Source organism: Planctopirus sp. SH287 (assembly GCF_056500625.1).
This window is the reverse complement of the sequence record NZ_CM151403.1, coordinates 1,892,656-1,910,606: the sequence shown is the minus strand read 5'-3', so window position 1 is coordinate 1,910,606 and position 17,951 is coordinate 1,892,656. Positions and strand designations below refer to the sequence as shown.

The window sequence follows — 17,951 nt, the reverse complement described above, 5'->3', positions numbered from 1 at the left end:
GTCTCAATCGGAGGACTCGGGTTCCTCAAACAGCGGTAGAAATCTGCACCGCCTTTTCAAAATTACGGCATTCACTTTCGTTGATCAGTCCAGCGAATTGCCAGAGTCTAATCAATTGTGCGGGAATTTCAGCTACGACGGCCAGAATTGAGCCAAATGCCTCTGGAGTGACAGGTTACCAGCATACGCAACAGGCATGTCTTACCAGCCCTGAGCGTACCACTCCGCGATGTAACTTACGACCAGAAAACATCTTACAAACTAGCGACTTGACACGAGTACGATTGCTAGACAACGACTGGCTCATCTGATGTGTCATAGGGAGCTGGTGGCTGAAGAGCATCTTCGATGGACATGGAAGTCTCACGTGCCAATGCGATTCGGCCGGTTCTGACCAGTTCCAGAATACGAAATGGCCGCATGAGATCGATAAACGCGTCGATCTTGGATTCGGGGCCGGAGAGTTCAATCATGAGATGGTCGGCTCCCACGTCCACAATTTTGGCGCGGAAAATGTCGACCAGCTCTTTCACTCGGGCCAGGCCGCACTCGGCGGTCGACACTTTAATAAGCATCAGATCACGCTCGACAATGTCCTGATTGCCGTAGTCCATCACCTTGACGACGGTGACAATCTTTTCAAGCTGCTTACGAACTTGATCGAGAACCTTATTATCGCCAGCGACGACAAAAGTGATTCGTGAGAAATCAGGGCGTTCGGTTTCTCCGACAGCCAGGCTTTCAATATTGAATGCTCGCGAGGCCAGCATTCCTGAAATGTGAGCCAGAACGCCAGGCTGATTCATTACCATGGCCGACAAAACATGCTTCATCATGAACGTATTCTTCTTCGCACGAGAACTTGTTTCAAAACCATTTCACTGCAAAGGTTTTAAAGCTTGGAATGAACGATTCTGGCGACGATCAGAGCCAATCAGGGATCGGCCAATCAAGTGCAATCCTGTTTCGCTAAGGTAACCCAATCACGCTAACCATTTCTCAGCGTGCCAAGTCACTTCAACGGCAACGAAAACATTTCACCTGATATTTGCCTGTGACACCAGTGTTTCCAGGTGAGTTCGCCTGCAAACTCTCATGCCCGGAAAATTTCAAACAAACAGACGCCAAGTTTGACCAGTCTAATGCGCCGCCTGGGGAGTCACAACCAGGCATCAAAGGAGTTGCGAAGACAGAGTGTTGATGGGGCTGGAAACACTGACTGGGTAAGGGAGGAGTTAATCGTCGGAGAACCTTTTTTACGAAATGAGAACCATGTCGATCGCCAACATTTGGGATAATTCAGTTAATCTCGATTCAGTTTTGAAACAGAAGAGTAAGAGTAAAAATGGGGAGTGAAACGGAGATACAGGGGCAGTATGGTCAGTTTTGTGAACCCGTTTAATGGTTGCCGGCTCATTCATTGTGGACTGATCGTCGAAAATTGAAGCGAAGCATGCCTGAAGGGATGGCCTTGCGGCTATTTGGGGGCACCCTATAATTTTGGTAGCGAAATTGGTGATGCCATTGTTTTGGCGGGACTCTTAATGCGGATTTGGTTAAGCAACATCTGGCTGGCAGTGACCAGCGTTATTAACGGCTTGTGGCTGACACTTCGGGTCTGGATGGGGACTTACAAGCGTCCGACCTACACGGAAGTGTACGAATATCCTGAGCAACCAGTCCCTCTTAAGGCTCGCTACCGTGGTTTCCACCGGTTTGACCTGACAACCTGCATTGGTTGTGATAAGTGCGCTGTGGCTTGTCCTGTGGATTGTATTTACATCAATAAGTCACGAATTCCAGGGGCAAAAGGATTTCAGGTGGATGGCTTTGCCATCGACTACACCAAGTGCATGTTTTGTGCACTTTGCGTGGACCCTTGCCCTGTGGACTGCATTTTCATGGGATCGAATTACGACCTGAGTTGCTACGACCGCGACGGATGCGTTGTTGATTACGCCAAGCTTCCTCTGGACATTGCCTGGGGACGGGCCACGTTGACTCCGCATGCCGTGGCTGCTTCAAAAGTGCTTTATGAACCCGTCTGGATCAAGGGCGAACCCACCGTGGCGACATTGCCTCAATCTGAGATTTCAGCAACACAACTGGAGCCTGTGGAATCCCAAGGGGCAAAAACGTAGGGATGATAGGGCGAAGTGGTGCATGATCAATTCAACTGACCAAATCCCTGGTGATTGGTAAAATGGGGAATCTGTCGCCATTCAGAGATCTGATGGAAATTGCGAGTGGTACGGTCATTCTGTGTCGGGGGACGTCTCGACTCCATCCACAGGCAGATGGGCTTGCTCTAGACTCATTGCCTGGCTACTGAAATCAGGCTTTATGCCCAACAAAACTGCCTGAGCATAGAGCCTGCGTGCGATAGCAAGTGAAAAAAGTCTTATCGATTGTTCATTAAAGTGATGGAAAAAGGGCTGGTTGGGGCCGACTTTCTGTCCTGTTCTGACTAAGATAAATGACGTCTGATGGCCAAGAGATTGGCCGGTTTGAAGTTTAGGTTGATTGATTTTTTCAGTGATCTAAGGGGTTGGCTCGTGCAAGCACCTGCGACACGCTCTCGGCAATACACACTTGCGTCAGCGAATAAAGCGATGCCTTTAGTTCGTGCGATTGTGCAAGACATCGTCGAATTGCATCGAGATTTGATGAGTCGCCATGGTCTTTTGCAGGAAATGCGATCACGTAATCGTCGGTCAAAATCCTCAGCCCCTCCTGCACATCGTGAGGAAGTTGAGCAGATTCAACTGGATCTGGCCCAGGACGAAGCCCGTTTAGAAGGTTTTGTGGCGGAGTTGGTCTCTTTAGGGATTATTGTTCGCGACCGCTCTGTGGGTCTGGTCGACTTTCCCACGCGGATCGATGGCGTCGATGCCACTCTTTCCTGGAAGCTGGGTGAACCAGAAGTTGCCTTTTGGTACGGCGTAGGACATCAGGCAGACATTCGCTCCCCTTTGCCAAAATCATTATTATCAGAAAGCGGCGGGGGGCCTGTTGAGTTGGCTGGGGATGCCATTCATCCAGCGAACCCGCAGCCTTCTACTGAACCACCTGCGTTGTAACGTTCGGAAGTCTGCGTTTTGGTGATCTTCTGTTTTCCTGTTGATTGACTGTTACGCCTGCCATGATTGACATCGCCGGACATCTGCTGGTCTTTGTGATTTGCGGTGTCGTTCTGTTTGTGATTCCACTGGTCATTGGCAAATTGGTTCGCCCTAAACGACCGTCTGCCGATAAAGACGCAATTTACGAGTGCGGTGAACCGACGATCGGTTCCAGTTTCATTCAGTTTGATTTGCGATTTTATGTGGTCGCGCTTCTCTTCATTGTCTTTGATGTGGAATTGGTGTTTTTCTTCCCTTGGGCACAGGTCTTTGGCTCTGCCACTCAATTGGCGGATACGTCAATTTCCTCCTCGGCAGCCACACACTTGGGACAGTCTCTGTTCCCGGAACTGACTTCGAGCTATCCCGCGCGACTGGAGAGTGCGCCATCAAGCCTCTTTTCCCTTCCCTCATCCTCGGCTCTTGTTTTAGGCTGGATGGCTTTTGCTGATGTCATCATTTTCTTTGCCGTGTTACTGGTAGGGTTTGCTTATCTTTGGAAGCGGGGCGATCTCGATTGGGTCAGGGCTGATGAACTTCGTTCGGTTGTCCCGCAGAGCCAAAAAACCGGGAATCTGTAACAATCCTTTTCTTCAAGTTTGGGACGTGGCAACCGTTCCGCCGTTTTTCGACCTGATGGGCCGTTTGTCACAATGACTGACACTTCCGCATATGCTGAACTGCTGAATCAGCACCTCCCACAATGTCTGCCACGCCTGGTCGCTCCAGGCCCCGGAGACGATTGGATTGTGGTTGAGGCCGCTTCTCTGATCTCGGTTCTCGCTCTATTGCGTGATCACAAAGAGTGTCAGTTTGAGGTTCTGACGGATCTGACCGTCGTCGACTGGCTTTCATTGGCAGGAAAAAAGCCTGTGATTAACGATCCTCGCTTTGAAGTCGTTTATCACCTTCTTTCCCTCACACGACGAAAGGCGCTGACAATCAAAGTTGTTTTATCACGCCCTTCGCCACAAGAGATGCCAGAGATTCCTTCGGTATCCGGTCTTTGGGAATCTGCAAACTGGCATGAACGCGAAGCTTACGACATGTTTGGCGTGAAGTTTACAGGCCATCCTGATCTTCGACGCATTCTCTGCCCGGAAGATTGGGTTGGTTATCCTCTGCGCAAAGACTATGAGTTTCCTCGAGAATACCATGGCATCCGAGGGCAATGACGTCGCCCCGATCTACTCCACGTCTTGAGAGACTGCAAATTCACTGAAATGGGATCATGCCACAGTTAGCCGACCAGCGAATCATTGAACTTGATGTGCGTACGGATGAGATGCTGGTCAATATGGGGCCACAGCATCCCAGCACGCATGGAGTTCTTCGGCTGGTCTTACGAACTGATGGTGAGATCGTCCATGAAGTGGTGCCTCATCTGGGATACCTTCATCGCTGTGCCGAGAAGGTTGGAGAGCACCTCGCACCGCCGCAATGGATTCCTTACACCGATCGTATGGATTACATCGCGGCCATGAATATGAATCTTGGCTTCTCGTTGACTGTTGAGAAGTTGATCGGGCAGCCGGCACCACCTAAAGCACAACTCATCCGTGTCCTGGTGTGTGAATTGAATCGCATTGCCAGCCATCTGTTGGGGATGGGAGCGTATGGCTTGGATCTGGGGTCATTTACCCCATTTCTTTATAGCTTTCGTGAACGCGAGATCATTCTCGATCTGCTGGAAGAAGTCTGCGGAGCACGACTGACCTATAGCTACATCACTCCTGGCGGCGTGACGCATGATCTGCCCGAGGCGATCACGATACCGCCGGGACTGGCCATGCTAACCGGCCGCTCCAAGACCGACACGCTTTCGTGGGTCGATGCCGTCATTCTGTTTCTCGACTGGCTTGCACCGCGAATTGACGAATACCACACGCTTCTGACCCGTAATCATATTTTTGTACAGCGGACAGCAGGCCTGGGGATCTTGCCGACAGAACGAGCAATATCATATGGCTGTTCCGGGCCGGTACTTCGTGGTAGCGGTGTCACTTTTGATTTACGCCGGGATGGCGATCCCTTTTACACATCGCTTTACGAAACTTTTGAGTTTGACATTCCCGTGGCTCCCTTTCGGCTGGCACCTCGTGAAGTCGTTTTGGGAGATAACTGGTGTCGCTTTTATGTGCGGATGCTGGAGGTCACCCAGTCTATGCGAATACTGCGACAGGCGATTGATCAATGGACAGTCGGAGGTGTGAAGCTTGACCTTCAAGGCCACAAACTTCCCTACCGTCTCACGACCAAATTACCTGTGGGTGAAGTCTATTTAGAAACGGAATGCCCACGCGGACAGATGGGGTTCTATGTGGTCAGCCACGGAGCAGCAGAACCCTTGAGAACGCGGGCGAAGAGTTCGTGCTTTTGCAATCTTTCGGTTATTTCTGAACTCTGTCGCGGAGTTTTGCTAGCTGATATCCCCGCGATTGCTGGCTCGCTGGATATTATGATGGGCGAGATAGATAGGTAGTAGCAGTAGCAGGAACGGGCTGTCGCACCGGGGCAATTTTCGGGTTAATTCTTGGGAACAGTGCCGAGAAAACGGCGCCAGCGACGTTCGGCCGACTTCGCATTTCCCGTTGCGGTAGATGACGACTCTGCTGGCTCTTCGGCCCGGCGTTCTCGCAACTCGTTTACAGCCTCTTGCTGTTGACGAATTTTAGCCTGGTCTCGGGCACAGCGAGCACGTTCAAGTGATAGCTCAACTTCCGCCAGGCGCAGATGTTCCTCCAGGCGGGTTTGCAGTGATCTCAGTTCTTCCACCAGTTCTGCCGGAGCATGTTCAAGAACGGCCCAGTTGGGTGGGCCTCCTGAAATTTCCCGGGCGCGTAACCGCCGGATCAACCAGCTGATGTAGGCATCCCGTTGATTGATAGCTGATTCAAACTCTTCTTCACGACAGGTGGTGATGTCGATAGGAAAAGGAACTTCCGGCTCCACGAAATCCGTTTCGACAAGAGATTCGATCGGCGTCGCGGTTATATTTCCAGAGTATGCTCCAGAACCCTCGTGATCATCAGAGAGCATTTGAGCTTTCAAACTCTCCCATAAGACCGAGTTACCAGAAGATGTATCTGAAGAGGATTCCGTGGATTGAGGATCCAGGAGAGCCTGAAGAGTTTCATCGACAGCGTCATCGAGTGAAGAATGTCCACTGGAGGCGGAATAGTACAATCGTTGGCTGCGGAGCAGATCAAATTGCTCCGACATATAATCGCGAATATCAGCCAGACGGCTATCCAGTTGTCCCAGCAACACAGCCGGTTGCATGGTGTCCCACTGATCCAGGAAACGCTGCATATCGGCAGTTAACGTGGCATGACGGTCGACACTGGCCCCAAATGACGACGTGACAACTTTGCGATCGGCCCCTGTGCGGTGCAGTCGATCCAACTGTTCGGCTGCTTGCTCAAGGCGTTCTGTCAGGGCCTGAATTAGTGAGTTCTTGCTCTCGAGATCGGCTTCCAGATTCTGAATTCGTTGCAATGCCGCCGCTTTGAAATGTTCGTTGACGGCGTTATTAAATGTTGAATCTGATCGGGTCTGCTGACCTTTTGTTGACGACCGATTTCGAGTTCGGCTGGTCAGACGATAGGTGGAATCTCGAGAATCCTCTTGATTTTGCGACGAAGCTAACTGCTGATCTTCCGGGATGCCTGTGTGGCTCTCGGGACGATCAAGTTGACTCAAGACCTCATCAAGAGGATGCGCCGGCCGATTTTCTGATTGATAACGCCGGTAGTTGCTTTTTGTTGCATCAATGTCAGCAAAGTCTTCCAGAGTGACTTCCGGAGAATGAGCATTATTCCAGTGGCTTTGATTTAACAGGAGTTCGGGCGGAATCGCACTTTCATCTGTGGGTTCTTCGAGTGCTGGATTGCTGACCGCTTCGTTATCTGTTTCTAACGAATCTCTGTTGAACGTGCTTGCTGAGTCGACCTGTGCCCGCACATTCACTGAAAATTGCCCCTGAGGAAGGGCACTATTCAATGGTGCATTGTCAGTTGATCGTGGTTCGGACTGGTTCCGCATGACATGCCTGTCGGGTCGGACTCATACTGTTTCCCACCACCCACTCTTCAATACCAACAGGTTGAAGCGCGTCTCCAGGTTATGGGATATGATCAAATAAGATGATCATATCCCGCAACCTGGTTTTAAGCGGTTTGAAGACGGGGCTTGTCCATCATTTCTGGATGACGGACAGAGACCACCGACTGAGGCAAACATAGCATAAGAACGGCAGATCCAGCGGAGAGAATCACGTCTCAGTACAATCACTCATGATTCACGAGAACTTACAATCGCTACTGTCGTACTAATCGCGCCATCGTGGCTTCAGGTAATTTGTCCCTCAAGCAATAGATCTTTTTGATCCTGTCGACAGATGTTTACTCGACCATCATGTCTGCATTTTCGGCACGGAATCGGTAGCCCACGCCACGAACCGTTTCGACAACATCTGCAATCGCGCCCAGTTTTTGCCGGAGCGAGCGAACGTGAACATCAATCGTACGCTCCAGGGCATTGGCATCTTCGCCCCGACAACGGTCCATCAGTTCATTGCGACCAAAGGGCCGACCCGGCGAGCGGGCCAATGTCCAGAGCAGTCGAAACTCAGTGGGAGTGAGATGCAATTCTTCGCTATTAAGGCGCGCGGTATGATTGATGCGGTCAATCTCAATACCACGAGTGACGATCACATCGCGTGATTGCTCCCCGGCTTGGGAGCGACGAAGCAACGCCTTGATGCGATGAATCAGTGGTTTCACTTTAAAAGGCTTGGCGACGTAATCGTCGGCCCCCATATTGAAGCCCACGATCTCATCAACTTCCTCGGCCCTCGCGGTGAGCATCAGAATTCGAACGTTAGGGAGCTTGGGATCACTGCGGATCTGACGGCAGACTTCCAGGCCATCGATCACTGGCAGCATCAGATCCAGGATGACCAGGTCGGGAGCATTCGTCTGAGCGCGCCGCAGGCCATCCTGCCCGTCGGATGCCGATGTGACCTCAAACCCTTCCTTTTCCAGGTTATATGTCAGGATATCAATTAGCGATCGCTCGTCTTCAATCAGAAGTATCTTCGGCTTGGCCATACAACCTCAACGACGACGAAAAAGAAAGGACTGGAACCAGTGTTCCCCGGAAAACTCACAAGAGTCGGGCGTAACAATAACTACTAACGCCTAGGGAAAACCTGTGTGTGAGTGCGTTAAGAACGATATTCACAAGAAGTTCATTAGAATTACGACAACGGATAGCAACGCTAAGTGAAAAGAGGTGTGCCTATCAGTTGATTGTGGAGTCTGTCAGGGAATCAGAGTAAGGGCCACCATCACGATTACGATGGCGAATGATCTCGCCTTCAACAAGATAGACGACATCCTCTGCGATATTTGTGGCGTGATCGGCAACACGTTCGATTTGACGGCAAGCACTGAATAGATGCATCAGCGGCTCGATCAATTCGGGCTGACGCCGCATCTTTTGAATCAACTCCTGGATAATCTCGCGGTTCAATTCATCAACCCGATCGTCTGTGCGACACACTTCCCGTGCGACACGGACATCAAGATTGACATAAGCGTCAATGCTTCGATGCAACATTCCGAGAGATAAGTTCGACATTTCTCGCAGATCATCGGGCACATGAACTTCACCGCAGCGAATGATCGAAAGTGCCCGCTCGGCGATATTGGCTCCCAGATCTGCCACTCGCTCCAGTTCACCGGAAATTTTCATCACGGTTGTGATGCGGCGTAAATCGACGGCGACCGGTTGATGCAATGCCAGCATTTTGAGGCATTCTTCTTCGATCCGCACGTCCATGCGATCAATTTCATCGTCTTGGGCTGGAATCTGTTCTGCCCGGTCATAATCACGTCGGTGAAGAGCATCGACTGCAGAATCAATCAATTCCTCAACACGAGCGCACATGGTCAAGACACTGCGATGCAGAGCTTCCAGATCACGGATCAGATGGATGGCCAAGACAGTGTCCCTATAACGAGTGTTCGCAAAGAACGGATGACCAGGTTGGCCTCAGGAAGTTTAACCAAATCGACCTGTAATGTAGTCCTCAGTTTCTTTCTCACGAGGTTTGAAAAAGATCTGCTTCGTCAAACCCACTTCGACCAACCGGCCTTGGCAGAAGAATGCCGTGAATTCACTGATTCGTGCGGCTTGCTGCATGTTGTGTGTCACAATGACAATTGTGTAGTTCTGCTTCAATTCAATAATGAGATCTTCAATTCTCGCTGTCGAGGCTGGGTCAAGGGCTGAAGCTGGCTCATCCATTAACAGCACTTCAGGGTTGGTGGCCAGAGCACGAGCAATACAAAGTCGTTGCTGCTGCCCACCCGATAATGCCATGGCAGAATCTTTGAGCCGGTCTTTGACTTCGTTCCAGAGAGCCGAGTTCTTGAGACAACGTTCGACGGTCTCTTGAATATACGATCGATTGCGGATGCCAGCGATCCGCATGCCATAGGCAACATTCTCATAGATCGACTTTGGAAACGGGGTCGATTTCTGAAAAACCATGCCTACGCGTTTGCGAAGCGCAACGACATCAATGTTTGGTGCATAAATATCGTGAGAATCGAGTAAGACATCGCCGGTATGGCGTGTTCCCTCGATAATGTCATTCATGCGATTTAACGCACGGAGATAAGTACTTTTCCCACACCCTGAAGGCCCGATGAGCGCAGTCACGGCCTTTTCAGGAACTCTCAGATTGATATCAAACAGCGCCTGATGACTTCCATAGAAGAAGTTCATGTGGCGAGTTTCAATTTTGGGGGGAGACGTGGTCTGTGCACTGACCATGGACGACTCGGTCGTCACATGGGGGGATGGCGAGACCACGGGAGGAATCAGACTCATAAATGACCTACCAGCGAATCTTTTTCTGGAAGTGTTGTCGGATAAAGATGGCAACCCCATTACAGATCAGCAGAATCACCAGAAGAACCAGAATGGCTGCTGCGGCAACATGCTGGAATTCAGGTTTTGCCTCGTTAATCCATCCATAAATCTGCATGGGAATCGTGGTGAATGAATCAAACATCACCTGAGACATTTTCTGATCCGGCCGGCTCAGCAAATCAGACACCGAATTGATACGGCCTGGAGTAAATGTGATATAGGTTGCAGCTCCAATCGCCACGAGGGGGGCAGTTTCACCAATGGCTCGGGACATGGCCAAAATGACGCCAGTCATCATGCCGGGAAGCGCAGCGGGGATGACCTGAAAGCGAATCGTTTGCCACTTTGTTGCTCCCAGAGCCAGAGAAGCATGGCGCAAGCTGGATGGGACAGAGCGGAGAGCTTCCTGGCTGGCAATGATCACCACAGGAAGACTTAACAGGGCTAGGGTGAGTGCCCCTGAGATGACGGTTCTTCCGAAAGGAAGCGTCAGTTGCATGGCACCGATGCCGAAATTGATCACGTATTCACTTTTGGCGAGTCCGAACATCCGGACAAAAGCAGTGAAACCCAGGATGCCGTAGACAATTGAAGGGACGCCAGCGAGGTTGGCAATGTTGAGCTGAATGAATTTCGTCAACAGGCCAGGGCGGGCGTATTCTTCCAGATAGACGGCTGCTCCCACGCCCAGTGGCACAGAAAAAAGTGCCGTAAAGAAAATCAGCCAGAATGTCCCAACAATGCCAGGAAAGATCCCTGCTTCTGCCGGATTTCTTTTTGGCATCGAGAAGAGAAATTTTGGTGTTAACCAGCCAAACGCCTGCCAGGCCATCGTAGCAATGAGAACACCCAGGATCAGCACAGACCCCCAGGTTGCCAACCAGCAGACCCACTCAAAAATCCTTCCGATTCGGTGCCGACGGGCCAATCCCAGATCGAAGCTGGCTTCCACCAGATCTTGCCCGGTCGAAGGGACAGTTATCGATGAAGACAATGGCTCTGAAGACGTGGCTTTTTCAATCATTGGTAGACCTCCCGATAACGGGCCAGCACCAATTGAGAGACCAGATTCATCGTTAATGTGGTTAAAAAGAGCACCAATGCCACCGCGTAAAGACTTTTGTATTCAATTGTGCCGACAGGGGTATCGCCCGACATGACGTTAACCACATAGGCAGTCATCGTCTCAATCTGACTGAGAGGATTGAGCGTCAATGTCGGCTTTTGACCAGCGGCAATCGTCACAGCCATCGTTTCACCAATGGCCCGTGAAATCGCCAAAAGAAATGCGGCGATGATCCCTGATAGAGCTGATGGGACAACCACCCGCACACAAACATCAAACTTGGTCGACCCGAGTGCGTAACCGGCTTCTCTCAATGTGCGAGGAACGGCACGGAGTACGTCTTCACTGAGTGAGCAGACCGTGGGCACGATCATCAGCCCAACGACGATACCGCCGCTTAAAGCATTAAAACCATCGACAGGAATGTTCCACAGCCATGAAATCTCAAAAAAATCGGCTGGACGCAACAAGGGTTTAATGAAGTAAGGGGTGATAATCCGCAAGCCAAAATAGCCGTAGACGACGGTGGGAACGCCCGCAAGTAATTCCAGCGTGGGTTTCGCGATAGAACGAACTCGCGGTGAGGCATATTCGCTCAGATAAATCGCTGCCAGCAGTCCCGTCGGAAGGCCGATCAATCCGGCAATCGCAGCTATCAGGAATGTGCCGCAAACCAGAGGCCAGATTCCAAAATAGGGGTCAGCGTATTGGGGTGCCCAGCGGGTTTCGAGAAAGAACTGAGAAAAGCTGATCTCCTGAAAGAATGCTTTCTCAGGGGGAATCCCAATCAGGGCTTCGGTGACCAGAACAAAAATAATTGCCAAAGTCGTTAATACAGACAACAAGGCGCAAAGAAACAATACAAACTGAATCAGACTCTCCCGAGCGCGTTGCCAGGAGAATCGATAGGTCAGGCTGTTAGCGCCCAAGGCTTGTAGAGAAGCCTGAGGCACAATTGTCTTGGATTGACTGTCGTCGGCAAGCATCCGAGATCTATTCCAACATTCGTCGATCTGCCAAACTGCCGCGCAGGTTACATTACCTGACAATCTGGCTTCACCTCAGACATTGAGGCAAAGCCAGATCTCACAGCATCGTCCCATTACTTACTGGCTTCTGCCAGTCGTTGGGTCATTTCTTTCTTGACGGTCTCGGGAACCTTGATGTACTTCACTTCTTCAACCAGCTTATCTCCTTCAGGGGAAAGGAGAAACTTCACAAATTCAGCAACTTCAGGTCGCTTGAGCTTGGCTTTTGTCGTGTAGACGAAAAGCGGACGCGAGAGTGGAGTATAAGCCCCTGACTCGATGGTTGCGGGTGTTGGCTCAACGCAATCGGCATTCTTGCCGTCAGAGATTCTTACGGCTTTGAGCTTACCAGCGTTTTCTGCATAGTACGCATAACCGAAGTAACCTAAAGCGCCTTTGGAGTCGATCACCCCCTGAACGAGGATATTGTCGTTGGAATTGGCGGTGTAATCGGAACGGCTGGCTTTGGATTTACCGTTGACGGCTTCGGTGAAGTAGTCAAATGTTCCCGACGCGGTATCAGCACCAAAAAGCTGAATTGGTTCGTCGGGCCAACCTTCGCGGACTTCACTCCACTTGGTGATTTTGCTGCTCGGATCCCAGATCTTATTCAGTTCGGCAATGGTCATGCATTCTGCCCAGGTATTGGCAGGATTAATGACGACAGTCAGGCCGTCAGTCGCCACCTTGAATTCAACATATTCAAGCCCCTTGGCCTGACATTCCGCTGCTTCTTTTTCAGTGATGGGGCGGCTGGCACCTGTGATATCAATTTCTTCAGCGATGAATTTCTTGAATCCCCCGCCCGTGCCTGACATGGCCACCGTCAATTTGACATCAGGATTCTTGGCTTCAAATTCTTCGGCAACTGCCTGTGAAATTGGGAAAACGGTGCTCGACCCATCAATAGCAATGGTGCCACCCAAAGGTGCTGCTTTAGATGAGGAAGCCGTTTCGGTGGAAGTTGTCGCCCCTGTATTCCCTGAAGGGGCCTGCTGCACGCAACCATACTGAGCCAGACTCAGGAGGCCGCCCAGCACGAGGAAACGACTGACTGATCCCAAATTCATCGAGCGCATTCCATTCTCCAGAGAGTTCGTCTATGCCGAGTTTTCAACGTAACAACATCCGTGACATCGCCACAGAAAAATTGAACCGGGTGCAATCTGTCGCGAAGGTCACCCACAATTCACAGTCACGTCGTTTCATCAATTTGTTAAGACGGTGGGAGCCTACGCACTTCATATGAAAATTCCAACCGGCGAATTGTGAAGATTCTCTTAATTTATGCGGCGTATAGGCTTGCGTGAACTAGTTGAGAGCAATTCCCGCTGCTCCCGAAGGGAACGGTGTTGTCATCCTGGCCATATTCGGGAGCTGAATCACAAATTGCTGACGCGCAAGAAACGCTTTCATGTGAGCATGGGAGAAGTGACATCAACATTGAGAAATGTGCCACCTGATTGGCCCGTCACACTTGCGTCGTGACTCCCATCTCAGCAATCGCGTCTTCAGTGCCCCGCAGAAGCACTGTGAAGGTACTGCCGATACCGACCTGGCTGGTGACTCGAATAGAACCGCCAAACATCTGGCTCAAGTGTTTGACGATCGAGAGTCCTAACCCTGTTCCACCGACTTCGCGCGATCTGGCTTTGTCGACACGAAAGAAACGCTCAAAAATTCTGGCTTGATGTTCACGGGGAATCCCCACGCCCGTATCTTCGACATCAATTCGTGTCCAGGGACCTTCCTGCCCCCAGCGGACAGTCACCCTTCCTCCAGAAGGTGTGTAATTGATGGCATTGTCCAGCAGGTTATCAACAATAGTTCGCAACCCTTCGTAATCGGCATAGGCCATGATATCGATGGGAGGCTCGACCACATTCAATGTGATCCCCTTGTTTTGGGCAACTCCCAGGTGCTCATCAATACATTTCTTTAACACCTCTCCTGCGTTGACACATTCCAGGTCATAAGACTGTTCTGCCGATTCCAAACGGGCCAGAGCGATTAAATCAGCAATCAATGTTGTTAATCGTTCCGATTGATCGTAAATCCGCTGCAAAAAAGTACGGCAGGTTTCTTCATCTTCCATGGCCCCGTTGAGCAACGTTTCGGTGTAGGCACTGATCGATGTCAGAGGGGTTTTGAGTTCATGTGAAACGTTCGACACAAACTCTCTGCGAAGATTTTCCAGGCGGCGGAGTTCAGTCACATCGTGCAATACCAGCACGGCGCCCGCAGCCGGTGTTCCGGGAAGAGGGGATGCGACCATTGCCAATGTTCTTTGAGTTCTGGCAACTTCAAATTCAACGCGTTCTGAGGGTTTTCCCCCCAAGGCATCGCGAACGATCCGCTGCACTTGAGGATGCCGAACGGCTTCCCAGATGGGGCGTCTCATAAAGCCTTGCGGCTGGACATCCAGAAGTCGCAATACCGTGTCGTTGGCAAACAAGATTTGCTCGGACCGATCCACGGCAATCACGCCTTCGATCATGGCGCGCAGCACCGTCGCCAACTGTTCATGCTTTTCCTCCAGTTCATGGCTTTGTTCCTGAAGCTCGCTGAATCGCTGCGCAAGTTGCCGATCCATTGTGCGCAGTGTTCTTGCCAGCGTGCCGATCTCATTTTGACTGTCGAAGTTCAAGTCTTGTGGAGATTTTCCTACCGCCATTTGCTCAGCAGCCCGAGTCAACTGGTCAAGTGGCTGGATGATCCTTGCGACAACCACATAGGTCACGACTAACCCAATCAACAACAGCGTAATGGCTGTAATCCATAAGCGAGCAGTAAGCCAGGTGACGTTCTCGCTGACACTTTCCAGGGGTAAGCTCACTCGTAAGACAAATGGCTCCCCCCCCGTTTCAAATCGAACGGCATAAAATTGAAATAATGACGAAACCACTCTCCGCCGTGACGTCCCAAAATCTTTTGAAAGAGCATCGACAGTTTCCGGATCTTTAAGAGGACTCTCCTGAATCTCACTCACCGGGATGATTTCAAATCTTGCTTCAGAATTGGCGTTAATGGACCTGAGGAAATCCCAGTATTCCCCGGGAGGAATCTTCCGAATTTGTGGCAGCGTCACGTTGGCATTGTCGCGCAGGCGAGCCTCCATGAGAGGATAAGCCAGTTCCCGGTATCCCACGTTAAGTGTGAGCGCAAAAGCGAACGCCATACACAGGGTGAGGCCAGCGTAGATCGCGAAAATTCTCCAGAAGAGTTGCGATGTCAGCATGCCATAACCTGTGGTGTTAATCTGTAAGAAGCGCAGTCGCCGCACGACTGTAATACGCATGGTTGTGCCCGGAATGATTCGCGAGCCGATACCGTTGAACCAGTTATCCTGTCAGCCCAGTCAGTGTGAATCTCATTCTGTCTTAACGAGCAAACAACTCGCAACGTCAGGCTCTACTCCCTCTCACGATCCTTGAGAATTCCTCAGAATCACACGAGGCCCTAAGCAGTGGATTCACTCGGAAAACCTAATATTCGTGAGGAATTATTGAAAATCCTCATCGTTTTTTCATGAGGTCTGGCGGGGTCAAAAACATTTATCCCTCTGACGCCTGGACTCTATTGGTCAGTACCGGGAATTTCAGTCACTCGACTTTTGGCAATTCTCCTCAATGGGACATGTGATTGGTTCATCATGATTGGTGATTGTATTCACATGGGGGCTGGCGTAGTGTCAAACGCTCTGGAATGACAGAGCGATGCCGCCTGACAATGCAAAAAGAACGGGGCAACCCGGCTGAAGATGTTATGCCCCCTCATGGGTTTTATGGTGGGGTTCACAATGAGTTTTACGCTTCACAGTGGGCTTTCCAATGTGCGGCAGCTTACAATTGAAGTCGTATAAAACGATGACATGGCGCCAATTGTTTTTCGGTTCACCTGAGGAGATCAACATGATTCAAATTTCGAGAATGATCGCTTGCTCATGCACTGCATTTCTTGTTCTGGCCGGGCTGGTTTCAGTCCAGGCCGCTGAACTTAAGGTTGGGGATCATGTTCCCGCTTTTGAGGCTCAAGACGCCAAGGGAAAGAACTGGAAGTCGAGCGAGCATGTGAGAAAGAAGTTTATTGTGGTCTACTTCTACCCGGCTGACATGACAGGCGGCTGCACGAAGCAGGCGTGTGGTTTCCAGGACGATCTTTCCAAACTGGCCGCAAGCGATGTGGAAATTGTTGGCGTGAGTGGTGACTCGGTTCGCAATCATCAACTGTTCGCCAAGAAGCACAATCTCAATTTTACTTTGCTGGCTGATACTGAAGCAAAAGTCGCCGAGACCTTTGGTGTCCCTTACACGAAAGGAGAGAAATCGGTGAAAGCGGAAGTCGATGGCAAGGAAGAAGTCCTGCTGCGTAACGTCACAATCCAGCGATGGACTTTTATCATCGATAAGGATGGCAAAGTGGCTTACAAAAATACGAAGGTGGCCGCTGCCGATGACAGCAAGGCTGTCGCCGAAGCGATTGCTGGTCTAAAGAAATAACGGCTTCAACGTCCAAGCAAATTGATCATTGTGAATTGCCAGAAGCCCGGCATTGCCTCGCGCATGCCGGGCTATTTCGTCAGTGCTCTTTTAGTCGAGAGATCACATTCCCGCCGAGCGATTGGTTCTCAGCGAACTGCTGGTGCCGCAAGACGAATCTCGATTGTGATAGGTGTTTCTACAGCAGGAATCCGTTCCGTGTAGGCCTCGAAGAGCAGGTCTTCGCCGGAAGAGGTACTGGCAGCCGCGACGTCAATTGTGGCGGAAGAAAAATTTGCGACACAGATTAGATCGCCACCATCGGCTAAGTATCGCTGCTTTCCGCTCTCAGGGTCGGCTTCAAACAGACTACCCACAAAAACAAAATCTGCCTTCATTTCGTGAAACTGAGAGTCGGTGAAAAACTGATCAATCGGCTTCTGGAGGCGAGGGTCAGGGACTTGTTTTTTTAGCTCCTCTTTTTTCTCTGGAGTCATGTGACCGTACCAGAGAAGTTCTTTCTGTCGTTCATCCCAGATGAGTCCGCAATCTTCAGGGAACTTGAGATCGTCTTTAATTTCAGGGAGTTTGGCCACGAAGTAACGTCTTGTGGCGTTTCGCACCCAGGACTGTGCTGGTACGCGGTGTTCTTTCCCTTGATCATCTTTCCAGGTCAGGTGAATCTCCAGTTTCTCACCCGTTGGTGGTTGGAACTTCGGTTGAAACTTGACACCTTTGCCTGTCTTGGCCCCCAGAGCCAGAAGTCCCGCATGCACCAGTTGCGCAGTAGAATCGACTGCAACAATTGACTCGTGTTCCTTTGTCTGTTTCGGGCAGGCCAGCATTTCCAACTGACCTTCCCGCAACACGACACGCCCTTTGACCAGCAACCGCTTATTGGCTGTATCGACCAGGACGGTTCCAGCGGGGTTCAACGGTGTGAGCTTTTCTGCGGACTGCTCTTTTGATGGAATCACTGTTGTTGTGAGAGGGGGCCCTTTCTGTGGAACCTCCTGCTGAGCCTTTTCAAGAGGAGGCTGTGCATTGGGAAGTTGAGAATGTGCCCATTCCGTCGCAGCCAGCCAACTGACGCCAGTCACTGTCAGCACTGCGAACAGTCGGGAAGTCATTTTTAACATCATCGCAGATCTTTCATAAGGCGACTGGCTCACTGGGGACAGCGCTCCAGAGACATGGCAGAACATCCCAACTTTCACATTCGGAAACCTGCCGGAGAGAGTCAAGCCTTAAGCCATCGGATAGTGCTTTTCGCCCGATATGAATAAGACATTGCAAGGTGAACCTGGTTGTCATC

The 17,951-nt window shown here is 50.8% G+C and carries 16 protein-coding genes; 6 read left to right on the top strand and 10 right to left on the bottom strand.

Annotated features, from left to right (window positions below):
- Nucleotides 1-287: 287 nt before the first annotated feature.
- Nucleotides 288-833: an acetolactate synthase small subunit gene (ilvN, locus tag SH287x_RS07200; protein WP_479518677.1), complete on the bottom strand. Its 546-nt coding sequence runs from the start codon at nt 831-833 to the stop codon at nt 288-290.
- Nucleotides 834-1,544: 711 nt separating this feature from the next.
- On the opposite strand from ilvN, the gene SH287x_RS07195 reads away from it, so the two are divergent.
- From SH287x_RS07195 to SH287x_RS07175, 5 genes are all read left to right on the top strand, one after another.
- Nucleotides 1,545-2,141 (top strand): 4Fe-4S binding protein, encoded by a 597-nt coding sequence (locus SH287x_RS07195; protein WP_479517926.1) that lies wholly within the window; start codon nt 1,545-1,547, stop codon nt 2,139-2,141.
- A 345-nt stretch (nt 2,142-2,486) separates the two neighbouring features.
- Complete coding sequence (locus tag SH287x_RS07190) at nt 2,487-3,080, top strand: DUF2203 domain-containing protein (RefSeq protein WP_479517925.1); 594 nt, start codon at nt 2,487-2,489, stop codon at nt 3,078-3,080.
- A gap of 62 nt (nt 3,081-3,142) precedes the next feature.
- Entirely contained in the window at nt 3,143-3,703 is a 561-nt protein-coding gene (locus tag SH287x_RS07185; RefSeq protein WP_479517924.1) for an NADH-quinone oxidoreductase subunit A, read from the top strand.
- A gap of 72 nt (nt 3,704-3,775) precedes the next feature.
- Nucleotides 3,776-4,297, top strand: coding sequence for an NADH-quinone oxidoreductase subunit C (locus SH287x_RS07180; protein WP_479517923.1), 522 nt, complete (start codon nt 3,776-3,778; stop codon nt 4,295-4,297).
- Nucleotides 4,298-4,353: 56 nt separating this feature from the next.
- The gene (locus SH287x_RS07175) at nt 4,354-5,604 is read left to right on the top strand and encodes an NADH-quinone oxidoreductase subunit D (RefSeq protein ID WP_479517922.1); all 1,251 of its coding nucleotides are present in this window, start codon (nt 4,354-4,356) and stop codon (nt 5,602-5,604) included.
- A gap of 44 nt (nt 5,605-5,648) precedes the next feature.
- On the opposite strand, the gene SH287x_RS07170 is transcribed toward SH287x_RS07175, so the two are convergent.
- The 8 genes from SH287x_RS07170 to SH287x_RS07135 all read right to left on the bottom strand — a co-directional run bounded on the left by SH287x_RS07170 (nt 5,649) and on the right by SH287x_RS07135 (nt 15,456).
- On the bottom strand, nt 5,649-7,166 hold the full coding sequence (locus SH287x_RS07170; RefSeq protein ID WP_479517921.1) for a hypothetical protein: 1,518 nt from the start codon (nt 7,164-7,166) through the stop codon (nt 5,649-5,651).
- A gap of 359 nt (nt 7,167-7,525) precedes the next feature.
- Complete coding sequence (locus SH287x_RS07165; RefSeq protein WP_479517920.1) at nt 7,526-8,233, bottom strand: response regulator; 708 nt, start codon at nt 8,231-8,233, stop codon at nt 7,526-7,528.
- A gap of 193 nt (nt 8,234-8,426) precedes the next feature.
- Nucleotides 8,427-9,128 (bottom strand): phosphate signaling complex protein PhoU, encoded by a 702-nt coding sequence (phoU, locus tag SH287x_RS07160; RefSeq protein ID WP_479517919.1) that lies wholly within the window; start codon nt 9,126-9,128, stop codon nt 8,427-8,429.
- A 60-nt stretch (nt 9,129-9,188) separates the two neighbouring features.
- Nucleotides 9,189-9,965, bottom strand: a complete 777-nt coding sequence (pstB, locus tag SH287x_RS07155; RefSeq protein ID WP_479518676.1) for a phosphate ABC transporter ATP-binding protein PstB — start codon at nt 9,963-9,965, stop codon at nt 9,189-9,191.
- A gap of 64 nt (nt 9,966-10,029) precedes the next feature.
- Entirely contained in the window at nt 10,030-11,088 is a 1,059-nt protein-coding gene (gene pstA / locus SH287x_RS07150; RefSeq protein WP_479517918.1) for a phosphate ABC transporter permease PstA, read from the bottom strand.
- Complete coding sequence (pstC, locus tag SH287x_RS07145) at nt 11,085-12,116, bottom strand: phosphate ABC transporter permease subunit PstC (protein ID WP_479517916.1); 1,032 nt, start codon at nt 12,114-12,116, stop codon at nt 11,085-11,087. The genes pstA and pstC overlap by 4 nt, the downstream gene beginning before the upstream one ends.
- 116 nt (nt 12,117-12,232) lie before the next feature.
- Nucleotides 12,233-13,228 (bottom strand): PstS family phosphate ABC transporter substrate-binding protein, encoded by a 996-nt coding sequence (locus SH287x_RS07140; RefSeq protein WP_479517914.1) that lies wholly within the window; start codon nt 13,226-13,228, stop codon nt 12,233-12,235.
- Nucleotides 13,229-13,629: 401 nt separating this feature from the next.
- Nucleotides 13,630-15,456, bottom strand: coding sequence for a sensor histidine kinase (locus tag SH287x_RS07135; RefSeq protein WP_479517913.1), 1,827 nt, complete (start codon nt 15,454-15,456; stop codon nt 13,630-13,632).
- 613 nt (nt 15,457-16,069) lie between these two features.
- Between SH287x_RS07135 and SH287x_RS07130 the strand changes: the two genes are divergently transcribed.
- On the top strand, nt 16,070-16,657 hold the full coding sequence (locus SH287x_RS07130; RefSeq protein WP_479517912.1) for a peroxiredoxin: 588 nt from the start codon (nt 16,070-16,072) through the stop codon (nt 16,655-16,657).
- Between the two features lie 128 nt (nt 16,658-16,785).
- Here the strand turns inward: SH287x_RS07130 and SH287x_RS07125 are convergent, their stop codons facing one another.
- A complete protein-coding gene (locus SH287x_RS07125; RefSeq protein ID WP_479517911.1) occupies nt 16,786-17,766 on the bottom strand; it encodes a YdjY domain-containing protein in 981 nt (326 codons plus the stop codon).
- Between the last annotated feature and the right edge of the window lie 185 nt (nt 17,767-17,951).

Coding starts and splice junctions, on each gene's coding strand:
- ilvN (WP_479518677.1), bottom strand. CDS start 833: ATGAAGCATGTTTTGTCGGCCATGGTAATGAATCAGCCTGGCGTTCTG.
- SH287x_RS07195 (WP_479517926.1), top strand. CDS start 1,545: ATGCGGATTTGGTTAAGCAACATCTGGCTGGCAGTGACCAGCGTTATT.
- SH287x_RS07190 (WP_479517925.1), top strand. CDS start 2,487: ATGGCCAAGAGATTGGCCGGTTTGAAGTTTAGGTTGATTGATTTTTTC.
- SH287x_RS07185 (WP_479517924.1), top strand. CDS start 3,143: ATGATTGACATCGCCGGACATCTGCTGGTCTTTGTGATTTGCGGTGTC.
- SH287x_RS07180 (WP_479517923.1), top strand. CDS start 3,776: ATGACTGACACTTCCGCATATGCTGAACTGCTGAATCAGCACCTCCCA.
- SH287x_RS07175 (WP_479517922.1), top strand. CDS start 4,354: ATGCCACAGTTAGCCGACCAGCGAATCATTGAACTTGATGTGCGTACG.
- SH287x_RS07170 (WP_479517921.1), bottom strand. CDS start 7,166: ATGCGGAACCAGTCCGAACCACGATCAACTGACAATGCACCATTGAAT.
- SH287x_RS07165 (WP_479517920.1), bottom strand. CDS start 8,233: ATGGCCAAGCCGAAGATACTTCTGATTGAAGACGAGCGATCGCTAATT.
- pstB (WP_479518676.1), bottom strand. CDS start 9,965: ATGGTCAGTGCACAGACCACGTCTCCCCCCAAAATTGAAACTCGCCAC.
- pstA (WP_479517918.1), bottom strand. CDS start 11,088: ATGATTGAAAAAGCCACGTCTTCAGAGCCATTGTCTTCATCGATAACT.
- pstC (WP_479517916.1), bottom strand. CDS start 12,116: ATGCTTGCCGACGACAGTCAATCCAAGACAATTGTGCCTCAGGCTTCT.
- SH287x_RS07140 (WP_479517914.1), bottom strand. CDS start 13,228: ATGAATTTGGGATCAGTCAGTCGTTTCCTCGTGCTGGGCGGCCTCCTG.
- SH287x_RS07135 (WP_479517913.1), bottom strand. CDS start 15,456: ATGCGTATTACAGTCGTGCGGCGACTGCGCTTCTTACAGATTAACACC.
- SH287x_RS07130 (WP_479517912.1), top strand. CDS start 16,070: ATGATTCAAATTTCGAGAATGATCGCTTGCTCATGCACTGCATTTCTT.
- SH287x_RS07125 (WP_479517911.1), bottom strand. CDS start 17,766: ATGACTTCCCGACTGTTCGCAGTGCTGACAGTGACTGGCGTCAGTTGG.